Here is a 23,274-nt window from a genome sequence, read left to right as displayed (position 1 = left end):
TAGCTATACTTATAAAAACTCTTATTTTTCTTTAATAAATAAAAAAACACCGCATCATTTTTCAGATGCGGTGCCTTTTAAGATTCAGCGTAAAGCGATTAAGCTAAACCTTTCTCTTTTAAAACTTGCAACATAGTTGAACCAAGCTCAGCTGGGCTACGAGTGTAAGCCATACCTGCTTTTTCAAATGCAGCGAATTTCTCTTCAGCAGTACCTTGACCACCAGAAATAATCGCACCAGCGTGACCCATACGCTTACCTTTAGGAGCAGTTACACCAGCAATGTAACCTACTACAGGCTTAGTCACGTTAGATTTGATGAATTCAGCAGCTTCTTCTTCCGCTGTACCACCGATCTCACCGATCATGATGATTGCATCAGTATCTGGATCGTCTTGGAACAATTGAAGCGCTTCGATTTGGTTCATACCTGGGATTGGGTCACCACCGATACCGATACAAGTAGACTGACCTAAACCAAGCTTAGTTGTTTGAGCAACAGCTTCATAAGTCAATGTACCTGAACGCGAGATGATACCAATACGACCTGGTTGGTGAATATGACCAGGCATAATACCAATCTTACATTCACCCGGAGTGATCACGCCTGGACAGTTAGGACCAACTAAACGAGTACCGTTACCGTTAGTTTCTAAGTAGCGTTTTGCTTTAAGCATGTCGATTGTTGGAACACCTTCAGTGATCACAACGATTAGGCCAACACCTGAATCAACCGCTTCAACGATTGAGTCTAAAACGAATGGAGCTGGTACATAGATTACAGATGCATCTGCATTTGTTTCACGTACAGCTTCTTTCATTGTGTTGAATACTGGTAGGTCAAGGTGAGTAGTACCGCCTTTACCTGGAGTAACACCACCAACAACTTTTGTACCGTAGTCTAAAGCTTGTGCAGAGTGGAAAGTACCGTTTTTACCAGTAAAACCTTGTACCAATACTTTAGTGTCTTTATTAATTAATACGCTCATGATTGATACTCCCCTTACGCTTTAACTGCAGCTACAACTTTTTCTGCGGCATCAGACAAGCCGTTTGCAGAAATTAATTTCAAACCAGATTCATCAAGTAATTTAGCACCTAACTCAGCGTTGTTACCTTCTAAACGAACAACAACTGGAACAGTTACGTTTACTTCTTGAACCGCTGCAATAATTGCTTCAGCAATCATGTCACAACGTACGATACCACCGAAGATGTTGATTAAAACACCTTGTACAGATGTATCAGCAAGGATGATTTTGAACGCTTCGATTACGCGCTCTTTAGTTGCACCGCCACCAACGTCAAGGAAGTTTGCAGGCTGACCACCATAAAGTTTAATGATGTCCATAGTTGCCATTGCAAGACCAGCACCGTTAACCATACAACCGATGTTACCTTCTAAAGCAACATAGTTAAGATCAAATTCAGATGCTTTTAATTCACGCTCATTCTCTTGAGATTTGTCACGTAAAGCAGCAACTTTAGGTAAACGGTAAAGCGCGTTAGAGTCGATACCTACTTTCGCATCAACACATAAAATTTCGCCATTTTCACGAACTGAAAGTGGGTTAATTTCAAATAATGCAAAGTCATTTTCAACAAATGCTTGGTAAGCAGCTGTCATGATTTTTACAAATTGACCGATTTGTTTGTCTTTCAAACCTAAAGCAAACGCAACTTCACGCGCTTGGAATGGTTGTAAGCCAACTAATGGATCAACTTCAACTTTGATAATTTTTTCTGGAGTTTCTTCTGCAACTTTCTCGATTTCTACACCACCTTCTGTAGAAGCCATGAAAGTAATACGACGGCTAGAACGGTCTACAACCGCACCTAAGTAAAGCTCACGCTCAACTGGGTATACGTCTTCAGCAACAATAATGCTGTTTACTGGTTGACCATTTGCATCTGTTTGATACGTTACAAGACGAGTACCAATGATATTGTTTGCAAATTCGATAACGTCTTCTTTAGATTTTGCAACTTTAACGCCACCAGCCTTACCACGACCACCAGCATGAACTTGCGCTTTCATTACCGCGAATTTACCACCAAGCTGTTCAAATGCAGCAACTGCTTCGTCTGCATTGGTAGCCAAGATACCTTCTTGTACTGGCATACCATATTCTTTCAATAACGCTTTAGCTTGATACTCATGTAAGTTCATTTAGTTACCTACTTAACTTTGTTTGTTGTCTTCAATTTGCGCAACATTCTCATGTTGCATATGCAAATTGCTGTCTACGTCTTTCACCTTGATGCTTTTTTAATCACACCATCGAATGTGAAAAAGAGCGGAGAACCGCTCTTTATTTTATTTACGCTTACGTTGAATCGCGTGAATTGCACGACCATCTACAGCAAGTGCAGCTTCATGAACAACTTCAGAGAATGTTGGATGACCAAATGTCATTAACTGAAGATCTTCAACAGAAGATACAAATTCAAGAGCGATCATACCTTGGTGTACGATATCAGATGCTGCAGGTCCAATAACATGCATACCTAATAAACGGTCAGTTTTTGCATCAGCAACAAACTTAACAAAACCAGCGCCTTCACCCGCCGCTAAAGCACGACCATTTACAGCAAAACCGAATTGACCAGTTTTAACTTCATGACCTTTTTCTTTAGCTTGTTCTTCAGTTAAACCAACCCAAGCCGCTTCCGGATGTGTATAGATAACAGAAATGATTGTGTCATAGTTCACTTGAGCTGCATGACCGTGGATACGTTCAACAGCCATTACACCTTCTTCCATTGCTTTATGAGCAAGCATTGGACCGCGAACCAAGTCACCAATCGCATATACACCTTCTACAGAAGTTGCACAGTGATCGTTTACTTCAACTAGACCGCGTTCAGTCAATTTAATGCCTGAATCATCTGCCAATAAACCTTCTGCATAAGCTTTACGGCCTACACAAACGATTAATTTGTCAAAAGTCTGAGTTTTTTCTTCGCCGCCTTGAGTGTATTTAACAGTCACTTCACGACCATTAATTTCAGTACCAGAAACTTTAGCACCGATACGAATATCAAGACCTTGCTTAGTTAAAAGTTTTTGGTAGTCTTTTGCCAAAGCTTTATCAGCCATTGGTAAGAATGCATCCATTGCTTCAAAAACAACAACTTCAGCACCAAGACGACGCCAAACAGAACCAAGCTCTAAACCGATTACACCAGCACCAATAACACCTAAACGCTTAGGTACTTCTGGGAAGTTCAATGCACCAGTTGAATCAACAATAATATCTTGATCTACAGGAGCTACAGGAATATTTACAGGTACAGAACCAGACGCAAGAATAACGTATTTAGGTTCTAAAACTTGAGTTTCACCTTCATGAGAAACAAACTCAACTTTTTTACCAGCAAGTAATTTACCAGTACCTTTTAACCACTCAATACCATTGCCTTTAAGCAATTGATCGATACCACCAGTTAATTGGTCAACAATTTTGTCTTTACGAGCAAGAAGCTTAGCAAGATCAAAATTCACTTCACCTGTAGTGATACCGTGATCAGCTAAGTGATGTACTGTATCTTCATAACGGTGAGAAGAGTCAAGTAATGCTTTAGAAGGAATACAACCCACGTTTAAGCATGTACCACCTAAAGATGGTTTACCGTTGTGAATACGTTTTTCGATACAAGCGACTTTAAAACCTAGTTGAGCAGCGCGAATCGCAGCTTCATAACCACCAGGACCACCGCCAATAACAACAAGATCAAATTGTTGAGACATTGTTTATCTCCATGGTCCGAGATAGAGGATCACTCTACCTCGGTAATATTATTCGAAGAAATTAAAGATCAAGGATGAGTTTAGCTGGTTCTTCTAACAATTCTTTGATTGCTACCAAGAAACCTACAGCTTCTTTACCATCGATCATACGGTGGTCATAAGAAAGTGCTAAATACATCATTGGCAAGATTTCAACTTGACCATTTACAGCCATAGGACGCTCTTGGATTTTGTGCATACCCAAGATACCAGTTTGTGGCTGATTCAAAATTGGAGTTGAGAGTAATGAACCGAAAGTACCACCGTTAGTGATTGTGAAAGTACCGCCAGTCATTTCTTCGATAGATAATTTACCATCACGTGCTTTACCAGCATAAGCAGCAATACCTGCTTCAACTTCTGCGTAGCTCATACGGTCAGTATCACGCAATACTGGCACAACAAGACCACGATCAGAAGATACTGCAACACCGATGTCATAGTAACCGTGATAAACAATATCATCACCATCAATTGAAGCATTTACCGCTGGGTAGCGTTTAAGTGCTTCAGTAGCAGCTTTAACAAAGAATGACATGAAGCCTAAACGAGCACCATGGCGTTTTTCAAACGCATCTTTATATTGCTTACGTAATTCCATGATTGGCTTCATGTTAACTTCGTTGAATGTAGTTAACATTGCTGTTTCTTGAGTAGCAGCAAGAAGACGCTCAGCTACACGCTTACGTAAACGAGTCATTGGAACACGTTTTTCGATACGCTCACCAACAGCTACGCTTAACGGAGTAACGTTAGCAGCTGGTTTAGCTTGATGGTTTGCCACATCTTCTTTAGTGATACGACCACCACGGCCAGTACCTTGTACGTCAGCAGCAGCAATACCAGATTCAGTTAACGCTTTACGAACTGCAGGAGCTTGGTCAGATACAGTTTCTGTACGCTCAACAACAGGAGCCGCACCAGCTTGAGTCTGAGCAGCCGCTTGCTCTACTGCAGGAGCAGCTGCTGCTGCCCCAGCACCAGCTTCAAACTGAGCAATCACTTCGTCAGAAAGAACTGTATCACCTTCATCTTTAATGATCGCAACTAAGCTACCATCAGCAGGAGCAACAACTTCTAAAACAACTTTGTCGGTTTCAATATCACAGATCACTTCGTCACGTGATACAGGTTCACCCACCTTTTTATGCCAAGTTGCGATGGTTCCATCTGCAACAGACTCTGGGAATACCGGTGCTTTAATTTCGGTTGCCATTATTGAGAATCTCCTGATTGTTCAGCTTCGATTGCCAATGCATCATTAATTAGCTGAGCTTGTTGTTTTGCATGCAAGTACGGTGAGCCACAAGCTGGTGCAGCAGAAGCTTCACGACCTGCAAAACTAATACGGATTTGTTTGCCAGACTTTAAGATATCGTCATATAAACGTGGTGCAATAAATAACCATGCGCCTTGGTTCTTCGGCTCTTCTTGTGCCCAAACAAGTTCTTTCACGTTTGGATATGCAGCCAAGATTTCTGCAAGACGTTGCTCTGGATATGGATACAACTGTTCAATACGTACAATTGCGACATTAGTTAAGTTTTGTTCACGACGTTTTTCGAGTAAGTCGTAATAAACTTTACCGCCACAAAGTACAAGACGAGTTACATCTGACTTATTAATTTGATCGATTTCGTCAATTACAGTTTGGAATGAACCATTTGCAAGCTCTTCTAAAGTAGAAGTCGCAAGTTTATGACGAAGTAAAGATTTTGGTGACATTACAATCAATGGCTTACGAATTGGGCGTACAGCTTGACGACGTAATGCGTGGAAAATCTGTGCAGGTGTCGTTGGAGTGATCACTTGCATGTTGTCTTCAGCACATAACTGTAAGAAACGTTCTAAACGAGCTGATGAGTGTTCTGGACCTTGGCCTTCGAAACCGTGTGGTAACAACATTGTTAAACCACAAACACGCTCCCACTTAGTCTCACCAGAAGCAATGAACTGGTCAATTACAACCTGAGCACAGTTTACGAAGTCACCAAATTGTGCTTCCCAAATAATTAAGCTCTTAGGAATTGTGGTTGCATAACCATATTCGAATGCAAGAACAGCTTCTTCAGATAATAAAGAATCGTAAATTGCAAAACGTGGTTGGTTCTCTTTAACATGACAAAGAGGAATGTAAGTTGAACCGTCAGCTTGGTTATGCAATTTCGCATGACGGTGTGAGAAGGTACCACGACCCACGTCTTCACCAGTAATACGAACTAGGTAGTCTTCATCTAATAAAGTTGCATAAGCTAAAGTTTCTGCTGCACCCCAGTTTAAAGGAGTTTCACCAGTTTGCATTTTTACGCGATCTTCAATTACTTTTTGAACCTGACGCTGCATTACAAACCCTTCAGGAAGTTTGCTCATGCCCTCGCCTAATTCTTTTAAGCGATTTAAGTCAAATGAAGTATCCCAATCGTCTGTGTAGTCATGGCCCAAATATGGAGTCCAATCTACAAACATTTTGGTATTTGGTTCAAGAATTAACGCATTTGCTACATGATTACCCGCTTCTAAATCAGAACGATAATCTTCAACCATTTGGTCTGCTTCAGCACGATCAATTACTTTTTGTTGAACAAGTTGATCAGCATAAAGTGTACGAGTAGTTGCCTTCTTAGCAATTACTTGATACATCAATGGTTGTGTACCAGATGGCTCATCTGCTTCGTTATGGCCACGACGGCGATAACAGAACAAATCGATAACAACATCTTTACGGAATTCGTGACGGAAATCATGTGCTAATTGAGTAGCAAAGATAACAGCTTCAGGATCATCACCATTTACATGGAAAATTGGTGCCTGAATCATTTTAGCAACGTCTGTACAGTATTCCGTAGAACGTGCATCACGAGGGTCAGAAGTTGTGAAACCTACTTGGTTGTTCACAATAATATGAACTGTACCACCAACCGTATAGCCACGAGTTTGTGACATTTGGAAGGTTTCCATGTTCACGCCTTGACCTGCAAATGCCGCATCACCATGAACAATCACTGGTAAAACGTCATCACCGCCAATGTCTCTACGACGTACTTGACGTGCACGTACAGAACCTTCAACTACAGGCCCAACAATTTCCAAGTGAGATGGGTTAAATGCCAATGCCAAGTGAACTTCGCCACCTGGAGTCATTACATTACTTGAGAAACCTTGGTGGTATTTAACGTCGCCAGAACCTTTTTTATGAATTGACTTACCTTCGAACTCACCAAATAAGTCCGCAGGGTTTTTACCCATAATATTCACAAGAAGGTTTAAGCGGCCACGGTGTGGCATACCAATAACAACTTCTTTACATCCTACAGCACCAGCACGCTGGATAATCTCGTTTACCATAGGAATAAAAGATTCGCCGCCTTCAACACCAAAGCGTTTAGCACCGACGTATTTATTACCAAGATATTTTTCAAGACCTTCTGCAGCAGTTAAACGCTCTAAGAAGCCTTTCTTTTGATCATTTGTGTAATTGAATTTACCACGAGCACTTTCAAGACGCTGTTGAATCCAACGCTTTTCTTTTGTGTCCACGATATGCATATATTCAACACCGATTGAACCACAATAGATTGCTTCCATTGCTTCAATCATTTCAGCAAGCGTTGCTTCACTTTTGCCGATTTCAAGATTGCCGGTATTGAATACAGTGTCTAAATCTGATTTGGTTAAACCGTGAGCTGAAAGATCTAAATCTGGAATCTCTTCACGCTTAGCAAGACCTAATGGATCTAATTTAGCTTTTTGATGTCCGCGATTACGATAAGCAGCAATAAGTTGTAAAACGCCAATTTGACGACGCTCATGCTCAGTACTTACCGTACTTTGTACAACAGGTTGAACACGATTAGCATTACGTCCTAGTAATAGGAATTGCTCACGCACAGCGCTGTGTGGTTGGTCACCCTTTGGATATTTATCGAAATATTGGCGCCAGTCCTCAGCTACAGAGGTTGGGGAAGTCAGGTACTGCTCGTAAAGTTCTTCAATATACGCTGCACTATCAGCGGAAAGTTCAGTGTCAAGACGCAATGCGTCAGCAACTTCTTGCATTTGTGGACCCATTTCCTATTGCAAAAAATATTACAGGCTGCCTTTTAAGCATACCCATGATGCATAATGCCAAATTGGTAAAAAAGGCATTACTTACCCAACAGGTCTTTAAGACCATGGGGCGTCATACTACCTAGAGAGAAAACTCCATAGGTAATTAATGAATCACAACGCCCTCAATGGCATCATCACTCACCTTATACTCGATTAAAACCGAGCAATTTTTTGCAAATCTTTTTAGAAAAATTAACTTTAAAATTAACTTTTCTAAAATGACTTTAACCATAAAAATTAAGCACAGATCCAAGATCGTGCCGCTTAAATTAATTCTACTAGTATACGCTTTTTTCACCTATAACTTTGTGGCAAATCGTATCATGTTCTTAAACAACGATTGATTTTTTTGACACATACCACCTATAAATTGGCGAAATACATAAGCGATTTTATCTTTTAATATATGGTGCAATATATAAAATCCTCGCTCTTTTCGACCAAAGTCTAAAGTTTACATTATAAAATTAAAAAAAAACGCACATCAAGGATGCGCGTTTTTCATTTGTGCAGAATTAACCCGCTTGATCTAATAGCATATTACGGATGTGACCGATTGCTTTTGTAGGGTTTAGACCTTTAGGACATACTGACACACAGTTCATAATACCTTTACAACGGAACAAACTGAACGGATCGTCAAGACGAGCCAAACGGTCTGCAGTAGCAGTATCACGAGAGTCGATAATAAAACGGTATGCATTCAACAATGCTGAAGGACCCAAGAATTTATCAGGGTTCCACCAGAATGATGGGCATGAAGTTGAACAACATGCACAAAGAATACACTCATACAGACCATTTAAGTGTTCACGCTCCTCAGGAGACTGCAAACGCTCTTTAGGTGGAGCTGGCTGGTTATTGATCAAGAATGGCTGAATTTTGTCATATTGATCATAGAATTGGTTCATATCAACAACCAAATCTTTAATAACCGGCAAACCTGGTAATGGACGAATTACAATTTTCTCAGGCAGGTCGTTTAAATTCCATAAACAAGCCAAACCATTTTTGCCATTAATATTCACACCATCCGAACCACAAATACCTTCACGGCAAGAACGACGGAATGTTAATGTTTCGTCTTGAACTTTCAATGCAAGCAATGCATCAAGCAACATACGGTGCTTATCAGTCAATTCAAGCTTGAAAGTTTGCATGTACGGCGCTTTATCCTTATCAGGATCATAGCGGTAGATTTCGAATGTACGAGTACCTCTACTCATCTTTATACTCCCGATTAGAATGTACGTGGCGCTGGTGGAATTGCATCAACAGTCAACGGTTTGAAGCGCACTGGCTTATATTCCAAACGGTTGTCTGATGAATACCATAAAGTATGCTTCATCCACTCATCATCACGGCGACCGTATGAATAAGTTGGGTGATCAGCTGGTAATTCATAATCAACTACCGTATGCGCACCACGACATTCTTTACGCGCAGCAGCTGAAATTAATGTAGCTTTCGCAACTTCATATAAGTTTTCAACTTCAAGCGCTTCAACACGTGCAGTGTTAAATACTTTAGATTTATCTTTCAAGTGAATATTACGTACACGTGGCTCAAGAGCAAGAATCTCTTTTACACCTTTATCAAGCAAAGCTTGAGTACGGAATACACCAGCGTGGTCTTGAACGATATCACGAATTGCATCAGCAACTTCTTGAGCATTTTCACCAGAAGTTGACTCATCCAACTTACGTACGCGATCTAATGTTTGCTCTAATACGTTTGTTGGAAGCGGTGCATATTCATCACCATGATGCTTAGTTACGTAGTCGATAATGTGCTCACCAGCAGCTTTACCAAATACAACCAAGTCAAGAAGTGAGTTAGTACCTAAACGGTTTGCACCATGTACTGATACACAAGAACATTCACCAATTGCATAGAAACCTTTTACAGGTTTAGTGTAGTTGTCTGTACCTGCTTCAGGTAAGCACACTTGACCATGCATATTCGTAGGAATACCACCCATTTGATAATGGATTGTTGGTACTACAGGAATTGGTTCTTTAGTGATGTCAACGTTTGCGAATTTTTTACCGATCTCAAATACAGATGGTAAACGCTTCATGATTGTATCAGCACCCAAGTGAGTCATATCAAGTAAGATATAATCACCTTTTGGACCACAACCACGACCTTCTTTAATTTCTTGGTCCATAGAGCGTGATACGAAGTCACGTGGAGCCAAGTCTTTTAAAGTCGGTGCATAACGTTCCATGAATGGTTCGCCGTCTTTATTACGAAGGATTGCACCTTCACCACGACAACCTTCAGTCAACAATACACCAGCGCCCGCAACACCTGTCGGGTGGAATTGCCAGAATTCCATATCTTGTAATGGAATACCAGCACGAGCAGCCATACCAAGACCGTCACCAGTATTGATATAAGCATTTGTTGATGCACGGTAAACACGACCAGCACCACCGGTCGCAAACAATGTCGCTTTTGCTTGGAATACTGCGATATTACCAGTTTCTTGGTCAATCGCTGTTACACCAAGAACATCACCTGCTTCGTTACGGATCAAATCAAGCGCGATCCATTCAACGAAGAACTGAGTACCCATTTTCACGTTGCTTTGATAAAGCGTGTGCAATAATGCGTGACCAGTACGGTCAGCAGCAGCACAAGCACGTGGCACTGGTTTATCACCATAGTTCGCAGAGTGACCACCGAACGGACGTTGGTAAATTGTACCATCAGCGTTACGGTCAAACGGCATACCCATGTGTTCAAGTTCATACACAACTTTTGGTGCTTCACGACACATAAATTCAATTGCGTCTTGATCACCTAACCAGTCAGAACCTTTTACCGTATCGTAAAAGTGGAAATGCCAGTTATCTTCTTGCATGTTACCTAACGACGCACCAATACCGCCCTGAGCAGCAACTGTATGTGAACGTGTTGGGAAAACTTTAGTAAGTACTGCAACTTTCAAACCTGCTTGAGCAAGTTGGTAAGATGCACGCATACCAGAACCACCACCACCAACGATAACTGCATCGAAAGTGAGGTTTTGAATATTTGAATAATCTTCTTTAGGGGTTATCGCGCCCATGATATCTTCCTATCAATTCGCCCAGAAAATCTGGATACCCCAGATTGCGTACACAAACACTGCAATAATGACAGCCGTCGTCAGTACAAGGCGTAAACCTTTCGCTGAAGGACCCATTTGACGAGTAGTGACATAGTCAGTGAAAACTTGCCACATACCAATCCATGCGTGTGCGATAAGCGATAAAATTGCCAATAAAGAAAAAATCTTCATTGGTAATGTCATCATGAAACCAGCCCACTGTTGATAGTCAAATCCACCTTTGCAGAGAATCCAACCAAAAAGAACAACAGTATAAGCTGCTAATACAACCGCACTTACACGCTGGATAAACCAATCACGAGAACCTGAACCAGTTAAACCTGTAGCACTTTTCATTAGAACATAATCCATACAAAGGCTGCGATAATGGCTACCACAGATAAGATCAATGAAATTGTCGCTGCAATACGACCACTTTGCAGTTCTTCAGCAAAACCTAAATCTGCAAGTAAGTGCTTAACTCCAGCAATAAAGTGGAATATCAAGCCGGCTGCAAATACCCAAACAATAAAACGTACAAGGATATTTCCAAAAACGACATTTTTAACGTAGTCAAATCCTTCTGGTGAAGATAATGATTTATCTAGAATCCATAAGAGAACTGGTACTAATAAGAAAACGATGACACCTGATAAACGGTGTAAAATTGATGCAATAGCCACGGGTGAGCGTAAATTTACCGCTAACACCTGACCCATGGACAAATTGACAGGTCTGTTGCTTTTCACAGCGGGCATCCTGTAGGTAGAAACTCCGACCGGAGTTTGTTGAATTAATTCCAAGGAAAGCTGGCATTGTTAGGCAAGCACAGCTCATGCCTAACCTATAAACGACACTGAATTATAAAACGCGAAGTATCAAAATACAAACGATCCACTTTGCCTTTTCAGGAAAAAATCATTAAATAAGAATCATTCATAACAATATTCCTTCACTACTTCTATAAAAAGAAGAAGTTCCTATACATCATGTCATTGTTTAAAATAACTTTTTATTTAATTTCATTTTTTCTGAAATTTCTTTTAAATAAGTCTATTTTAGACTAAAGATAAAGTTATAAATTCCTCATATAAATAGAAAAATGATTGTCATACCTCATATTTTGTACTAGGCCCCAATTCAAATATATATTAAAGAATCTGCCCTACTTTTTAAAAAGTTAAATTTCTTTTAAAAAATTTCCTATCATTTCAAACACGTCTGATAAGCTATTTTTTATACAATTAAACTTAAAAAAAGAACAATATTATTTGTTACAACTAAATAAAAATACATTATTTTTTGATTAGCAATTTGAAATTACATCATGAGTTTTATGATTTTTTTAATTAGATTGGCATTTTCTACCGTCTTATTATTTTAAATTTCAATTTAAAAATTTGCTTACAATTGTACTCACCCTTCATTTTTTTTCTGCACGTTCCTGTTGAATTGACTTATTATACCATCCCGATGCAGTGATTTTACTGACTTTTTTGCTCGGGTCTTGATGACTAACTCTCTGTGGGAACGTCATTTTTTATCCATAAGTATAATTGACAAAATTTCAGTACTCACTAATCTTATAGCAAATTTTGACACCGTCTGATTCGCACATGAGAACATTAGGATTTCGAGTCAGATCAACATTCACCAGGACAGGAGATCTATTGAATGTCTGAAGCAAATGGCAAAAAAGCCGTATTACATCTTGATGGCAAAGAAATTGGTTTACCAATCTACAGTGGCACTTTAGGTCCAGATGTAATTGATGTCAGCAGCATACTGAAAGAAGGTCATTTTACTTTCGATCCTGGTTTTATGGCGACAGCCGCATGCGAATCTAAAATTACTTTCATTGATGGTGACAAAGGTATTTTATTACACCGCGGTTACCCAATTGACCAGTTAGCAACTCAAGCAGACTATCTTGAAACTTGTTATTTATTATTAAATGGCGAGCTCCCAACTGCTGAGCAAAAAGTTGAGTTTGATACGAAAGTTCGTGCTCATACTATGGTTCATGATCAAGTTAGCCGTTTCTTCAATGGTTTCCGTCGTGACGCTCACCCAATGGCGATCATGGTAGGTGTTGTAGGTGCATTATCTGCGTTCTATCACAACAACCTAGATATTGAAGATATCAACCACCGTGAAATTACTGCAATTCGTTTAATTGCAAAAATTCCAACACTTGCTGCTTGGAGTTACAAATACACAGTAGGTCAACCATTCATCTATCCACGTAACGATTTAAGTTATGCGGAAAACTTCTTGCACATGATGTTTGCTACTCCTGCCGACCGTGATTACAAAGTAAATCCTGTTCTTGCTCGCGCAATGGATCGTATTTTCACGCTTCATGCTGACCATGAGCAAAATGCTTCTACATCTACAGTACGTCTTGCTGGTTCTACTGGTGCAAACCCGTATGCATGTATCTCTGCTGGTATCTCTGCACTTTGGGGACCTGCTCACGGTGGTGCAAACGAAGCAGTTCTTAAGATGCTTGATGAAATCGGTAGCGTTGAAAACGTTGCAGAGTTCATGGAAAAAGTTAAACGCAAAGAAGTTAAACTTATGGGCTTCGGTCACCGCGTTTACAAAAACTTCGACCCACGCGCTAAAGTAATGAAGCAAACTTGTGACGAAGTTCTTGAAGCTTTAGGTATCAATGATCCTCAATTAGCACTTGCTATGGAACTTGAGCGTATCGCATTGAACGACCCGTACTTTGTTGAGCGTAAACTTTACCCTAACGTAGACTTCTACTCAGGTATCATCCTTAAAGCGATTGGTATCCCAACAGAAATGTTTACTGTAATCTTCGCTCTTGCTCGTACAGTTGGTTGGATCAGCCACTGGTTAGAAATGCACAGCGGTCCTTACAAAATCGGTCGTCCTCGTCAGCTTTATACTGGTGAAACTCAACGCGACATCAAACGTTAATATTCGAAAGAAAATTAATGAAAAAAGCTGCCTTCTGGCAGCTTTTTTATTTACGTCTTTTTCTACTCTAGACTTATTCTTCTTCATACATAGTTAATAAGTGATGGCTAATTCCATCTGCTCGCAACCAAGCCAACTCATAGCTCGCTTTAGCCAAAGCTAAAACACGTCTTTCAAACTCAACCCATATCGTTTTGACTTGAGACTCCGAAATACCCAAACCACTCTCGTGTGCTAGATGTTTATTTTTTTCACATATTTTTAAGGCGTGGTAAAGCTTACGGCCTTGGCTCGCCCCTTCCATTAACCGAACACGCTTACTTAAAATAAAGCCCTCAACATGCTGCAAGTCTGCATGAGGCAACATCGGCACTAAGATTTGATTCAACTGATCGTCTAAACGCTTCCACACAGCCAAACGCTGCTCTGCTGTATAAGTATTCCATTGAATCACTTCGTGGTTAAAACGACGACAACCACGACAAACTTGATCACCAAAAACTGTTGAACAACGCCCTGCACATGGGGTGAGAGAGAGCGTTCGATGATCATTACTCAAAACAAACTCCTTAAATAAACCATATACTTTTTATGGTTTTCTCGCTTATTACAAATTTTCGCGCTAAAATATGCGCCTTAAATTTCTATCTTAATACATTTGGAGTTTTCCATGAACGCTACTGTAGAACAGCTTGCACCTGTAGAACAGCAAGCGACCGCAGGTTGGGTTGTTGCAGCACTATATCAATTTAAAGAAGTTCAAGATCCTGCCGATCTTCAACAACGTTTATTAGACTTAGTGAAAACAATTAACCTCTGTGGAACTCTGATTGTAGCAGGTGAAGGAATTAATGGTACTGTTGCTGGTGATCGCGTAGCAATTGATACACTACATCAGTTTTTGCTCAATGAAGGCTTTGGCGCTATGGAATACAAAGAATCCCATAGTTCTGACAAACCTTTCCGCAAAATGAAAATTAAACTTAAAGAAGAAATCGTGACTTTAGGTGTTGAGGTTAAACCTCGTGACTTAGTCGGTCACTACCTTGATCCTAAAGAGTGGAATGATTTAATCGCACGTGATGATGTAATTTTAATCGACACACGCAACGATTATGAATATAAAGCGGGTACATTTAAGGGCGCAATTGACCCTAAAACTGAAACATTCCGTGAGTTTCCAGAATACGTCAAGAAAGAATTAGAGCAACATAAAGACAAAAAAATTGCGATGTTCTGTACTGGTGGTATTCGCTGTGAAAAATCAACTTCTTTACTTCTTCAAGAAGGATTTAAAGAGGTTTACCATCTTAAAGGCGGTATCCTTAAGTACCTAGAAGAAACCCCTGCTGATGAAAGCTTATGGGAAGGTGAATGTTTCGTATTTGACGGACGCACTGCTGTAACTCATGGGGTAGAGGAAGGCGTGAATATTAAATGTCATGCTTGTGGTTGGCCTTTAACTCCTGAAGAGTCTGCTCTACCAAGTTATGAACACGGTGTTTCTTGCGTTTATTGCATCGACAAAACCACTGAAAAGCAAAAAGCTGGTTTCCGTATGCGCCAGTCACAAATTGCTGCTGCAAAGCGTAAACGCTTGTAATAAAAACAGGAGGATCCAATGATCCTCCTCTTCCATCTAGTGAATCTATTAAAAATCAATATTATTTATACTGCTCCATAATTTTCTTAAACTCAATACTTACACAATTCATTGGCGCAACAGTTGGAGATTTCCCAACAACTCCTCTTAACTTCCCATCATTAGAAAAGTCTAATCCAATCTGACTATAGGTATTAATATCTGTATAAGGTCCGGTATTAATCATAATATCTACAATCTCTAACTCACCCTCATCAAAAGTAAAGCTCATGCCATCTTCTAGTTCTTGATCCAATAATGCTGATACTGTTTGATTCCCTTTGGTTAAACTCACTTTATTACCTTGTTTTACCAAAACACACTTTTCATCTGAGTCGGCAGCCACCAAATTACTTTCAATGAAATTATTAATAACCTTATCTGAACATTTATTGTATTGCTGCATATTTTCTAATGCAGGAAGTATTTGACAGGCATTCGCATTAAAATTAAAAATCATTGGTATTGAGTTATTCAAAATATCAACTTTCTTAGGTAATTGAGATAAATTTCCATCTTTAATTAACATTAACAGTGCATCATAGTCTTTAATGTTTTCATTATTCTTAATAGCTTCCAACAACTCTTGAATAGCTTGATGAATAGGGCTATTTACTTTCATCTCAGCATTAAATAGATCCGCATCATTATTAATACCATACCCCTTTTTAATAAGTTCAGCTACCAAAGCAGAATTTGCAGAATTTAACTTTTCTGTAGTCATGGTTCCAGATTGATACCATGTTGCAGGAACTTGGTTACTGGCATAAGCAACGACCATATCCGTAAGCGGATTAATATTTACATTACCCTCACGCTCAACATAACTATAGTAGCTTTGTCCATTAGCTTTTACCTGTAAACGACAAGGAAACTTACTATTGTCTACTTCACCTTGCCATTTACCTTGGGCATTAACATTTACAGTATTTTTAAAACCGATTCCATCTTTACAAATTGCTGTTACATTTGCACCATTCAAAGCAGAAGTTGAAAATGCTGTACCAGAGATTAATTTATAAGTAACTTCATTTTGATTAGATTGTGAAATTTTCGCTTCACTAACACTGTTACTATTTTCACCACCACAAGCTATAAGTAATATTACTAAGAGCAAGCCACTAATTTTACAAATTATATTCATATTAAATCGCATTGTTATAACACTAAAGATTTTTATATCGATCATGGACTAACACATGATGATAGGTAAATTAAACTCTATTAAAAGTATAATTTTAAAATAACAATAAATATTATATATAAATAAAATTAATGTAAAAATATTATTATACTCAATTACCTATTAAAAAATTCAGGCAATAAAAAACGCCCTAGAAAGGACGTTATTTATTATTTCTTCTAATAAATTAATTTGGCGTATGATACATCAAGTATAATTCATTCAAATTATCTGGGATTTCTTCTGCCAGCTCATCCATTAACTGTCCATTACGACGGAAAGATTCCATGTGTGGATCTTCTTCATCAATTCCACTAAATACCATCATTGGTAAAGTTAAATCAATTAGTTGTTCTTCGTATTCAGGTGCAAACCATGCATCTTCATTTAAGAACATTGCATCAACAAATCCAACACTCCAGTCGCCTAAGCTAGACTCGACATCGGCTTCTTCAATTTCAAACGGAAATTCAATCCCATTTTCATTTGCTAAGTCTTGTCGAATAGACTCTAACCATGCTTTGATCTGCTGAATAATTTCGGCAGGAACCTTTTTATGGTTATTATCAAATAATTCATCTAACCAACGATCAAACTGAGGGCCTACTGCAATTGCACACAGAAAACCATGAGTTGCAGCGAAATCTAGACCATACTCATTGTGGTCTCCATCTAGATATTCACTTAATTGGTCTAAATCTAACGCACTCATTGTGTTACCTGACTATAAAAAAGAAATCTACGATAGCATAGCATCTAAGCTGACGATGCCCTATTCAGATTTGATTAGTCTTCATCATCAAGATCATCATCGTCTAAATCGTAATCAAAATCTTTTAACTCACGCTCTAAACGACGTTGAGCCAATAGATCATCAATTAATCTACGTTTTTCTAATGATTCTTTCGCAGTGATTTTGCCTGATGACTCATCAAAACCGACATCATCATCATCACCGTAGTTATCATCTAATTCAAAATCTGTAGAAGACACTAAAACTACCTCTAATGAAAAAATGTGAATGGGTCTAGCCGCTATTTATCTTGCTTATCTAACCGTGTCAAGTTTTATTTATATTTTTTTCATTAAACTGCATATTTGTACTTTTTTTCACCCAAAAAATTGTGTATTTATAAACCTGAACTATTTTTTTGATCAAAAAAAAATTCTATGATCTTTTCGATGATTTAAGCTTGAAAAAAATGATTTTAGCCCAATATTCAAAAAACAGACGTGAATTCAAAGATATTTTTTATTTAACGGTTACTGATCAAAGCCAAAACATTTCAAGCAAATTGTGCTATCATGCACGGTTTTTCACTGCCACAGATTCAACAAAGAGTAAGCAAAGATGAGCGATATGCATTCCCCTACTTCTCAAGTAGCGGCTCTGATTAGCCGAGGCAAAGAACAAGGTTACTTAACTTACGCTGAGGTTAACGATCATCTGCCGGACTCGATTACTGAAAGCGAACAGATTGAAGACATTATTCAAATGCTTCAAGACGTTGGTATTCCTGTACACGAGCGTGCACCTGAATCTGACGATACCATGTTCGGTGAGTCGGCTGAAGCAACTGATGAGGTTGCTGAAGAAGAAGCTGCTGCCGTACTTGCATCGGTTGAAAATGAGCCTGGACGTACGACAGACCCTGTACGTATGTACATGCGTGAAATGGGTACAGTTGAGCTGTTAACCCGTGAAGGTGAAATCAGCATTGCCAAACGTATTGAAGAAGGTATCCGTGATGTCCTTAATTCAATCGCTTACTGGCCCAATGCTGTTGAAGTTGTATTAAAAGAATATAATGATTTCTTAACTGGCGAACGTCGTCTTGCCGATATTTTATCTGGTTATCTCGATCCTGAAACTGATGAAGATATTCCAGAAGTTTTAGAAGAAGTTGAAGAGCTTGAGGAAGAAGACGAATCATCTTCAAAATCAACCAAAGAAGTTAAGCTTGATGATGACGATGAAGAAGAAGAGTCTGAAGGTGATGATGACTCTGAAGGTGATTCAGGTCCAGACCCTGAAGTAGCGAAAGTTCGTTTTACTGAACTAGAAGCTGCTTGGGCTAAAACAAAAGCTGCAGTTGAAAAACATGGTCGTAACAGTCCTGAGGCAGAAGAAGCTTTAGAAGCTTTAGCTACTGTGTTCATGATGTTTAAATTTACACCACGTTTATTCGATATCATTTCTGAAATGATTCGTGGCACACATGAGCAAATTCGTGCGAATGAACGTGAAATCATGCGTTATGCGGTACGTCGTGGCCGTATGGACCGTACTCAATTCCGTACATCTTTCCCTAAACAAGAATCTAATCCAGCTTGGTTAGATGAACAAATTGCTAAAGCTCCTGCTGAAATCAAGGCACATTTAGAAAAAGTTCGTCCTGATGTTTTAGCATTCCAGCAAAAGATTGCAGATATTGAGAAAGAGCTTAGTTTAAGCGTTGCTGAAATTAAAGATATCTCTAAACGTATGGCAATTGGCGAAGCGAAAGCACGTCGCGCCAAGAAAGAAATGGTAGAAGCCAACCTTCGTTTGGTAATCTCGATTGCGAAGAAATACACTAACCGTGGTTTACAGTTCCTTGACTTGATTCAAGAAGGGAACATTGGTTTAATGAAAGCTGTAGACAAGTTTGAATACCGTCGTGGTTATAAATTCTCGACTTATGCAACTTGGTGGATTCGTCAGGCAATTACTCGCTCGATTGCCGATCAGGCTCGTACAATTCGTATTCCAGTACACATGATCGAAACAATTAACAAGATCAACCGTGTATCTCGTCAATTGTTACAAGAAATGGGCCGTGAACCAACACCTGAAGAATTAGGTGAACGTTTAGAAATGGATGAAGTTAAGGTTCGTAAAGTACTTAAAATTGCGAAAGAACCGATCTCGATGGAAACACCTATTGGTGATGATGAAGATTCGCATCTTGGCGATTTCATTGAAGATCAAAACATCACTTCTCCAATTGATGCTGCGACTTCAGAAGGCTTAAAAGAAGCAACACGTGAAGTATTGGAAAACTTAACTGAACGTGAAGCGAAAGTATTGAAGATGCGTTTTGGTATTGATATGCCAACCGATCACACCCTTGAAGAAGTAGGTAAGCAATTTGACGTAACACGTGAACGTATTCGTCAGATTGAAGCGAAAGCATTGCGTAAATTACGCCACCCTTCTCGTTCTGAACACTTACGTTCTTTCCTGGAAAATGACTAAGTTTTGAAAACTTGAAATTTCAAAACTAAGCCCCATTTAATAGAAAGAGCTATAAACGCCTGCGATAATGCAGGCGTTTCAAATCATGAGGTAACTTATGTTAGACCGCACTCCATCTCGCGAACTACAAGAACATCTTTGGGTATTTCCGATGGATTATCCAATTAAACTTATTGGCGATGCGGGTGAAGAATTACGTGTTGCTGTAGTCGATATTTTGGTGAAACATTTCCCAGACTTCGATGACTCAACATTAAAAGTTCAAGAATCTCGCACCGGCAAGTATCATTCTTTAACAGCACAATTGCGCTTTGAAGAATTAGAACAAGTTCATGCACTTTATGCTGACTTGGCTGCTTGTCCGCAGATTAGAACTGCGCTTTAATTTTAAGTTCTTCAATCAATACCACAGTTAGACATTCTTACTGTGGTATTTTTTTTGGAAATTTTAAAGTTAACTAGCCACGAAAAGCCCAATAAATATTTAGAATTCCTTTTATAAAATCCTTTAAAATTACAAAGTTTTCGGCTTCTATCTAGTAGATATTAACTGAGTGCCGCATAAACTAACTTATAGGAAGATATTGTGATGAGCCTTGATAAACCCAACTTGATCATTCGGCAATGGAATGATTTACAAGATTATCAAAGCAAGTTTGAAAACATGAAACTCTTAACAAACGAGCGTGATCAAGATACGCCAGATGAGTTATGGTTACTTCAACATCATAATGTCTTAACCCAAGGTCAAGCTGGTAAACCTGAACACATCCTAATTTCATCAAATATCCCAGTAGTACAAACTGACCGTGGTGGGCAAGTAACTTGGCATGGACCAGGTCAACTTGTTGCCTACTTCATGTTTGATCTTAATCGTCTAAAATGGAACGTACGTACGTTGGTCAGTTTTGCTGAACAATTCATGATAGATATTTTGAAAAAATATGGAATTGAAGCATATGCCAAGCCCGATGCACCTGGGGTATATGTGGAAGGCCGTAAAATTGGTTCTTTAGGTTTTAAAATTCGTCGTGGCCGTAGCTATCATGGATTAGCATTAAACTTAGACTGTGCTTTAGATGGGTTCCAAACTATTAATCCTTGCGGTTACGCAGGCTTAGAAATGGTTCGTATACAAGATTTAGTGACTCCCTATCCATCATTCACTCAACTTTGCCAAGACTTTATTGAGTATATTAAGAATACTGGGTACTTTAATGACCCAGAAGTCAAATCTGAATAAATCGCTTTGCGATGAAATAAAAATGGATTAGAGTAATTACTCTAAATTTGCTTTTGCATAATTTTAACAAGGGATACGCGAGTGATTTCGACAAAAGCTGTAAAGCCTACTCTGCAACTTGCCTACGTTAAGCTCATGATGGATGTTATTGGTCGTGGCTTAGTCATGGCGAGTCAAGTGGACACTGAAATACAAGAGGAAGTATCTAAATTTCCTGTTCACTTTGTACTTTCAATGAATGTTTTCCCAAATGGACCAGCATTTTTTGCTCGAGTCACAGAAGACAAACAGTTAGAGCTACTCAAAAGAGCTGAAAGAAAGCCGGACCTAACCATTACCTTCAAACATGTAACTCATGCATTTTTAGTATTTTCTTTTCAAGAAAGTACTGCTCAAGCATTTGCTAATGACCGCATGATTGCTGATGGTGATGTATCTGCTGCCATTCGCTTAGTACGCTGTCTAAATAAAATGGAATCTCTTATTTTACCCAAATTGGTTGCTTCACTTGCAGTCAAAGAATATCCAACCGAACTTACCCTAAAAGAAAAATTCAACGAAGCTGCAAATATTTACTTAAAAGTAGCTAAGTCCTATTTCAAGCGGAGCGCATAACATGGCTAAACCATACTACGAATTCTTTTGTCCTGTAAAAGTCATTGCTGGTAATGCTGCGTTAGAACATATTCCGTTTGAACTGGCGACCTTAGGTGCAAAACGCCCTCTTATTATTACAGATAAGGGTGTACGCGCAAATGGTTTACTCAACCCTATTGAAGCTGCATTCAGCACGACTGATGCTGTTATTGGTCACGTTTTTGATGATGTTCCACCAGATTCGAGTTTAGAAGTCGTTCGTCTTGCGGCAGAAGCTTATCGTGCAAACAAATGTGACGCGATTATTGCTGTCGGTGGCGGCTCAGTTATTGATACCTCTAAAGCCACTAACATTTTAGTATCTGAAGGTGGAGATGATCTGCTTCAATATGCGGGTGCGCATAACTTACCAAAACCCTTAAAACCATTTTTTGTAATTCCAACAACTTCAGGAACTGGTTCTGAAGTGACTATGGTTGCTGTGGTTTCAGATACTCAAAAGAATGTTAAGTTAGCGTTCGCTTCTTATTACTTAATGCCACATGCAGCGATTTTAGATCCACGCATGACCCTTACACTACCACCTCATTTAACTGCAATGACAGGTATGGATGCTTTAACGCATTGTGTTGAAGCCTATACATGTCTGGCTGCTAATCCATTAAGTGATGCGTATGCAAGTGCTGGCATTAAAAAAATCAGCGAAAACTTATTTAATGTCTTAGAAAATCCAAATGACTCACAAGGTCGTTTAGAACTAGCGCAAGCCTCTACAATGGCAGGTATTGCATTTTCTAATTCAATGGTAGGACTTGTACACTCTTTAGGGCATGCTTTAGGTGCTGTTGCTCACCTACCCCATGGGTTATGCATGAATTTATTCTTACCTTATGTGCTTGAATATAATAAGCAGGTAAATGGACAGAAAGTTGGTGAGTTACTATTATCATTAGCTGGTGCGGATATTTATGCTCAAACTCCAGCAACTCAACGCGCAGATAGAGCAATTGCTACGATTTTGGCAATGCGTGATCGTCTATTTACTTTAACCAAGTTACCACGCACCTTACGCGAAACAGGTAAAGTAACTGAAGCACAGCTCGATGAAATTGCAGAAAAAGCACTAAATGATGGCTCAATTATTTACAATCCTAAAGAAGCTAGCTTAAAAGATATTCGAGATATCTTACAAAAAGCATGGTAATTCGATAAGTTAAATTTAAACCCCAATTCTAAAGGTCTGATTTTTAAATGAAATCAGACCTTTTTTATAGTCATGAATTTTTGTTCATCATTTTATTTGGAAATATGGCAAAAAATTTGCTAAAAAATCGATGAAAGTACTGACAATTTGCATCAATTTAGGATAGATTGGCGCACTTTATCTTTTTCTGTAGGGGGGATCGTTCGTCTCAAACGATCCTT

The 23,274-nt window shown here is 39.1% G+C and carries 22 protein-coding genes; 8 read left to right on the top strand and 14 right to left on the bottom strand.

Going from position 1 to position 23,274, the window contains the following annotated elements; translation table 11 throughout:
* Positions 1 to 98: 98 nt before the first annotated feature.
* From sucD to sdhC, 10 genes are all read right to left on the bottom strand, one after another.
* On the bottom strand, positions 99 to 989 hold the full coding sequence (sucD, locus tag KTI79_RS15565) for a succinate--CoA ligase subunit alpha (RefSeq protein ID WP_000114637.1): 891 nt from the start codon (positions 987 to 989) through the stop codon (positions 99 to 101).
* Positions 990 to 1,003: 14 nt separating this feature from the next.
* Complete coding sequence (sucC, locus tag KTI79_RS15560; protein WP_001048573.1) at positions 1,004 to 2,170, bottom strand: ADP-forming succinate--CoA ligase subunit beta; 1,167 nt, start codon at positions 2,168 to 2,170, stop codon at positions 1,004 to 1,006.
* A gap of 147 nt (positions 2,171 to 2,317) precedes the next feature.
* Entirely contained in the window at positions 2,318 to 3,751 is a 1,434-nt protein-coding gene (gene lpdA / locus KTI79_RS15555) for a dihydrolipoyl dehydrogenase (RefSeq protein WP_002116053.1), read from the bottom strand.
* Positions 3,752 to 3,812: 61 nt separating this feature from the next.
* Positions 3,813 to 5,006, bottom strand: coding sequence for a 2-oxoglutarate dehydrogenase complex dihydrolipoyllysine-residue succinyltransferase (gene odhB / locus KTI79_RS15550; RefSeq protein ID WP_016143216.1), 1,194 nt, complete (start codon positions 5,004 to 5,006; stop codon positions 3,813 to 3,815).
* Positions 5,006 to 7,846, bottom strand: a complete 2,841-nt coding sequence (locus KTI79_RS15545) for a 2-oxoglutarate dehydrogenase E1 component (RefSeq protein WP_016143215.1) — start codon at positions 7,844 to 7,846, stop codon at positions 5,006 to 5,008. Before KTI79_RS15545 ends, odhB begins: the two co-directional genes overlap by 1 nt.
* Positions 7,847 to 8,003: 157 nt before the next feature.
* Positions 8,004 to 8,132 (bottom strand): hypothetical protein, encoded by a 129-nt coding sequence (locus KTI79_RS15535; RefSeq protein WP_002116082.1) that lies wholly within the window; start codon positions 8,130 to 8,132, stop codon positions 8,004 to 8,006.
* 283 nt (positions 8,133 to 8,415) lie between these two features.
* The gene (locus tag KTI79_RS15530) at positions 8,416 to 9,126 is read right to left on the bottom strand and encodes a succinate dehydrogenase iron-sulfur subunit (protein WP_004705893.1); all 711 of its coding nucleotides are present in this window, start codon (positions 9,124 to 9,126) and stop codon (positions 8,416 to 8,418) included.
* Between the two features lie 14 nt (positions 9,127 to 9,140).
* Positions 9,141 to 10,976 (bottom strand): succinate dehydrogenase flavoprotein subunit, encoded by a 1,836-nt coding sequence (gene sdhA, locus KTI79_RS15525; protein WP_002116225.1) that lies wholly within the window; start codon positions 10,974 to 10,976, stop codon positions 9,141 to 9,143.
* A 12-nt stretch (positions 10,977 to 10,988) separates the two neighbouring features.
* Entirely contained in the window at positions 10,989 to 11,354 is a 366-nt protein-coding gene (gene sdhD, locus KTI79_RS15520) for a succinate dehydrogenase, hydrophobic membrane anchor protein (RefSeq protein ID WP_000833672.1), read from the bottom strand.
* A complete protein-coding gene (gene sdhC / locus KTI79_RS15515; RefSeq protein WP_079284419.1) occupies positions 11,354 to 11,755 on the bottom strand; it encodes a succinate dehydrogenase, cytochrome b556 subunit in 402 nt (133 codons plus the stop codon). Before sdhC ends, sdhD begins: the two co-directional genes overlap by 1 nt.
* A gap of 447 nt (positions 11,756 to 12,202) precedes the next feature.
* Here sdhC and KTI79_RS15510 point away from each other — a divergent pair, with 447 nt between their 5' ends.
* Entirely contained in the window at positions 12,203 to 12,307 is a 105-nt protein-coding gene (locus KTI79_RS15510; protein WP_079284422.1) for a hypothetical protein, read from the top strand.
* A gap of 364 nt (positions 12,308 to 12,671) precedes the next feature.
* Positions 12,672 to 13,946, top strand: coding sequence for a citrate synthase (gene gltA / locus KTI79_RS15505; RefSeq protein WP_002116327.1), 1,275 nt, complete (start codon positions 12,672 to 12,674; stop codon positions 13,944 to 13,946).
* A gap of 73 nt (positions 13,947 to 14,019) precedes the next feature.
* Here gltA and KTI79_RS15500 read toward each other — a convergent pair whose 3' ends face one another.
* Positions 14,020 to 14,505: a DUF1289 domain-containing protein gene (locus tag KTI79_RS15500; protein WP_005064555.1), complete on the bottom strand. Its 486-nt coding sequence runs from the start codon at positions 14,503 to 14,505 to the stop codon at positions 14,020 to 14,022.
* A gap of 111 nt (positions 14,506 to 14,616) precedes the next feature.
* Between KTI79_RS15500 and KTI79_RS15495 the strand changes: the two genes are divergently transcribed.
* Positions 14,617 to 15,549, top strand: coding sequence for a rhodanese-related sulfurtransferase (locus KTI79_RS15495; RefSeq protein ID WP_005064553.1), 933 nt, complete (start codon positions 14,617 to 14,619; stop codon positions 15,547 to 15,549).
* 61 nt (positions 15,550 to 15,610) lie between these two features.
* Here KTI79_RS15495 and KTI79_RS15490 read toward each other — a convergent pair whose 3' ends face one another.
* The 3 genes from KTI79_RS15490 to KTI79_RS15480 form a co-directional block, all read right to left on the bottom strand.
* Entirely contained in the window at positions 15,611 to 16,732 is a 1,122-nt protein-coding gene (locus KTI79_RS15490; protein ID WP_032056122.1) for a hypothetical protein, read from the bottom strand.
* Between the two features lie 226 nt (positions 16,733 to 16,958).
* A complete protein-coding gene (locus tag KTI79_RS15485; RefSeq protein ID WP_032056121.1) occupies positions 16,959 to 17,483 on the bottom strand; it encodes a YecA family protein in 525 nt (174 codons plus the stop codon).
* Between the two features lie 74 nt (positions 17,484 to 17,557).
* Positions 17,558 to 17,764 (bottom strand): PA3496 family putative envelope integrity protein, encoded by a 207-nt coding sequence (locus KTI79_RS15480; RefSeq protein ID WP_002116495.1) that lies wholly within the window; start codon positions 17,762 to 17,764, stop codon positions 17,558 to 17,560.
* 358 nt (positions 17,765 to 18,122) lie between these two features.
* On the opposite strand from KTI79_RS15480, the gene rpoD reads away from it, so the two are divergent.
* The 5 genes from rpoD to KTI79_RS15455 all read left to right on the top strand — a co-directional run bounded on the left by rpoD (position 18,123) and on the right by KTI79_RS15455 (position 23,053).
* Positions 18,123 to 20,009 carry an RNA polymerase sigma factor RpoD gene (gene rpoD / locus KTI79_RS15475; protein WP_016143211.1) on the top strand — a complete coding sequence of 629 codons (1,887 nt, stop codon included), beginning with the start codon at positions 18,123 to 18,125 and terminating at the stop codon, positions 20,007 to 20,009.
* 97 nt (positions 20,010 to 20,106) lie between these two features.
* Positions 20,107 to 20,394: a YbeD family protein gene (locus KTI79_RS15470; protein WP_016143210.1), complete on the top strand. Its 288-nt coding sequence runs from the start codon at positions 20,107 to 20,109 to the stop codon at positions 20,392 to 20,394.
* Positions 20,395 to 20,598: 204 nt separating this feature from the next.
* Positions 20,599 to 21,252, top strand: a complete 654-nt coding sequence (gene lipB, locus KTI79_RS15465; RefSeq protein WP_032056120.1) for a lipoyl(octanoyl) transferase LipB — start codon at positions 20,599 to 20,601, stop codon at positions 21,250 to 21,252.
* A gap of 81 nt (positions 21,253 to 21,333) precedes the next feature.
* On the top strand, positions 21,334 to 21,867 hold the full coding sequence (locus tag KTI79_RS15460) for a hypothetical protein (protein WP_032056119.1): 534 nt from the start codon (positions 21,334 to 21,336) through the stop codon (positions 21,865 to 21,867).
* A gap of 1 nt (position 21,868) precedes the next feature.
* Positions 21,869 to 23,053 (top strand): iron-containing alcohol dehydrogenase, encoded by a 1,185-nt coding sequence (locus KTI79_RS15455; protein WP_086375832.1) that lies wholly within the window; start codon positions 21,869 to 21,871, stop codon positions 23,051 to 23,053.
* The last annotated feature ends 221 nt before the right edge of the window (positions 23,054 to 23,274 follow it).

The organism is Acinetobacter sp. WU_MDCI_Abxd143 (genome assembly GCF_025514195.1).
Lineage (GTDB): Bacteria > Pseudomonadota > Gammaproteobacteria > Pseudomonadales > Moraxellaceae > Acinetobacter > Acinetobacter pittii_H.
Note: the sequence above shows the minus strand (reverse complement) of the source record. Positions and strands in the feature narration are given on the sequence as shown.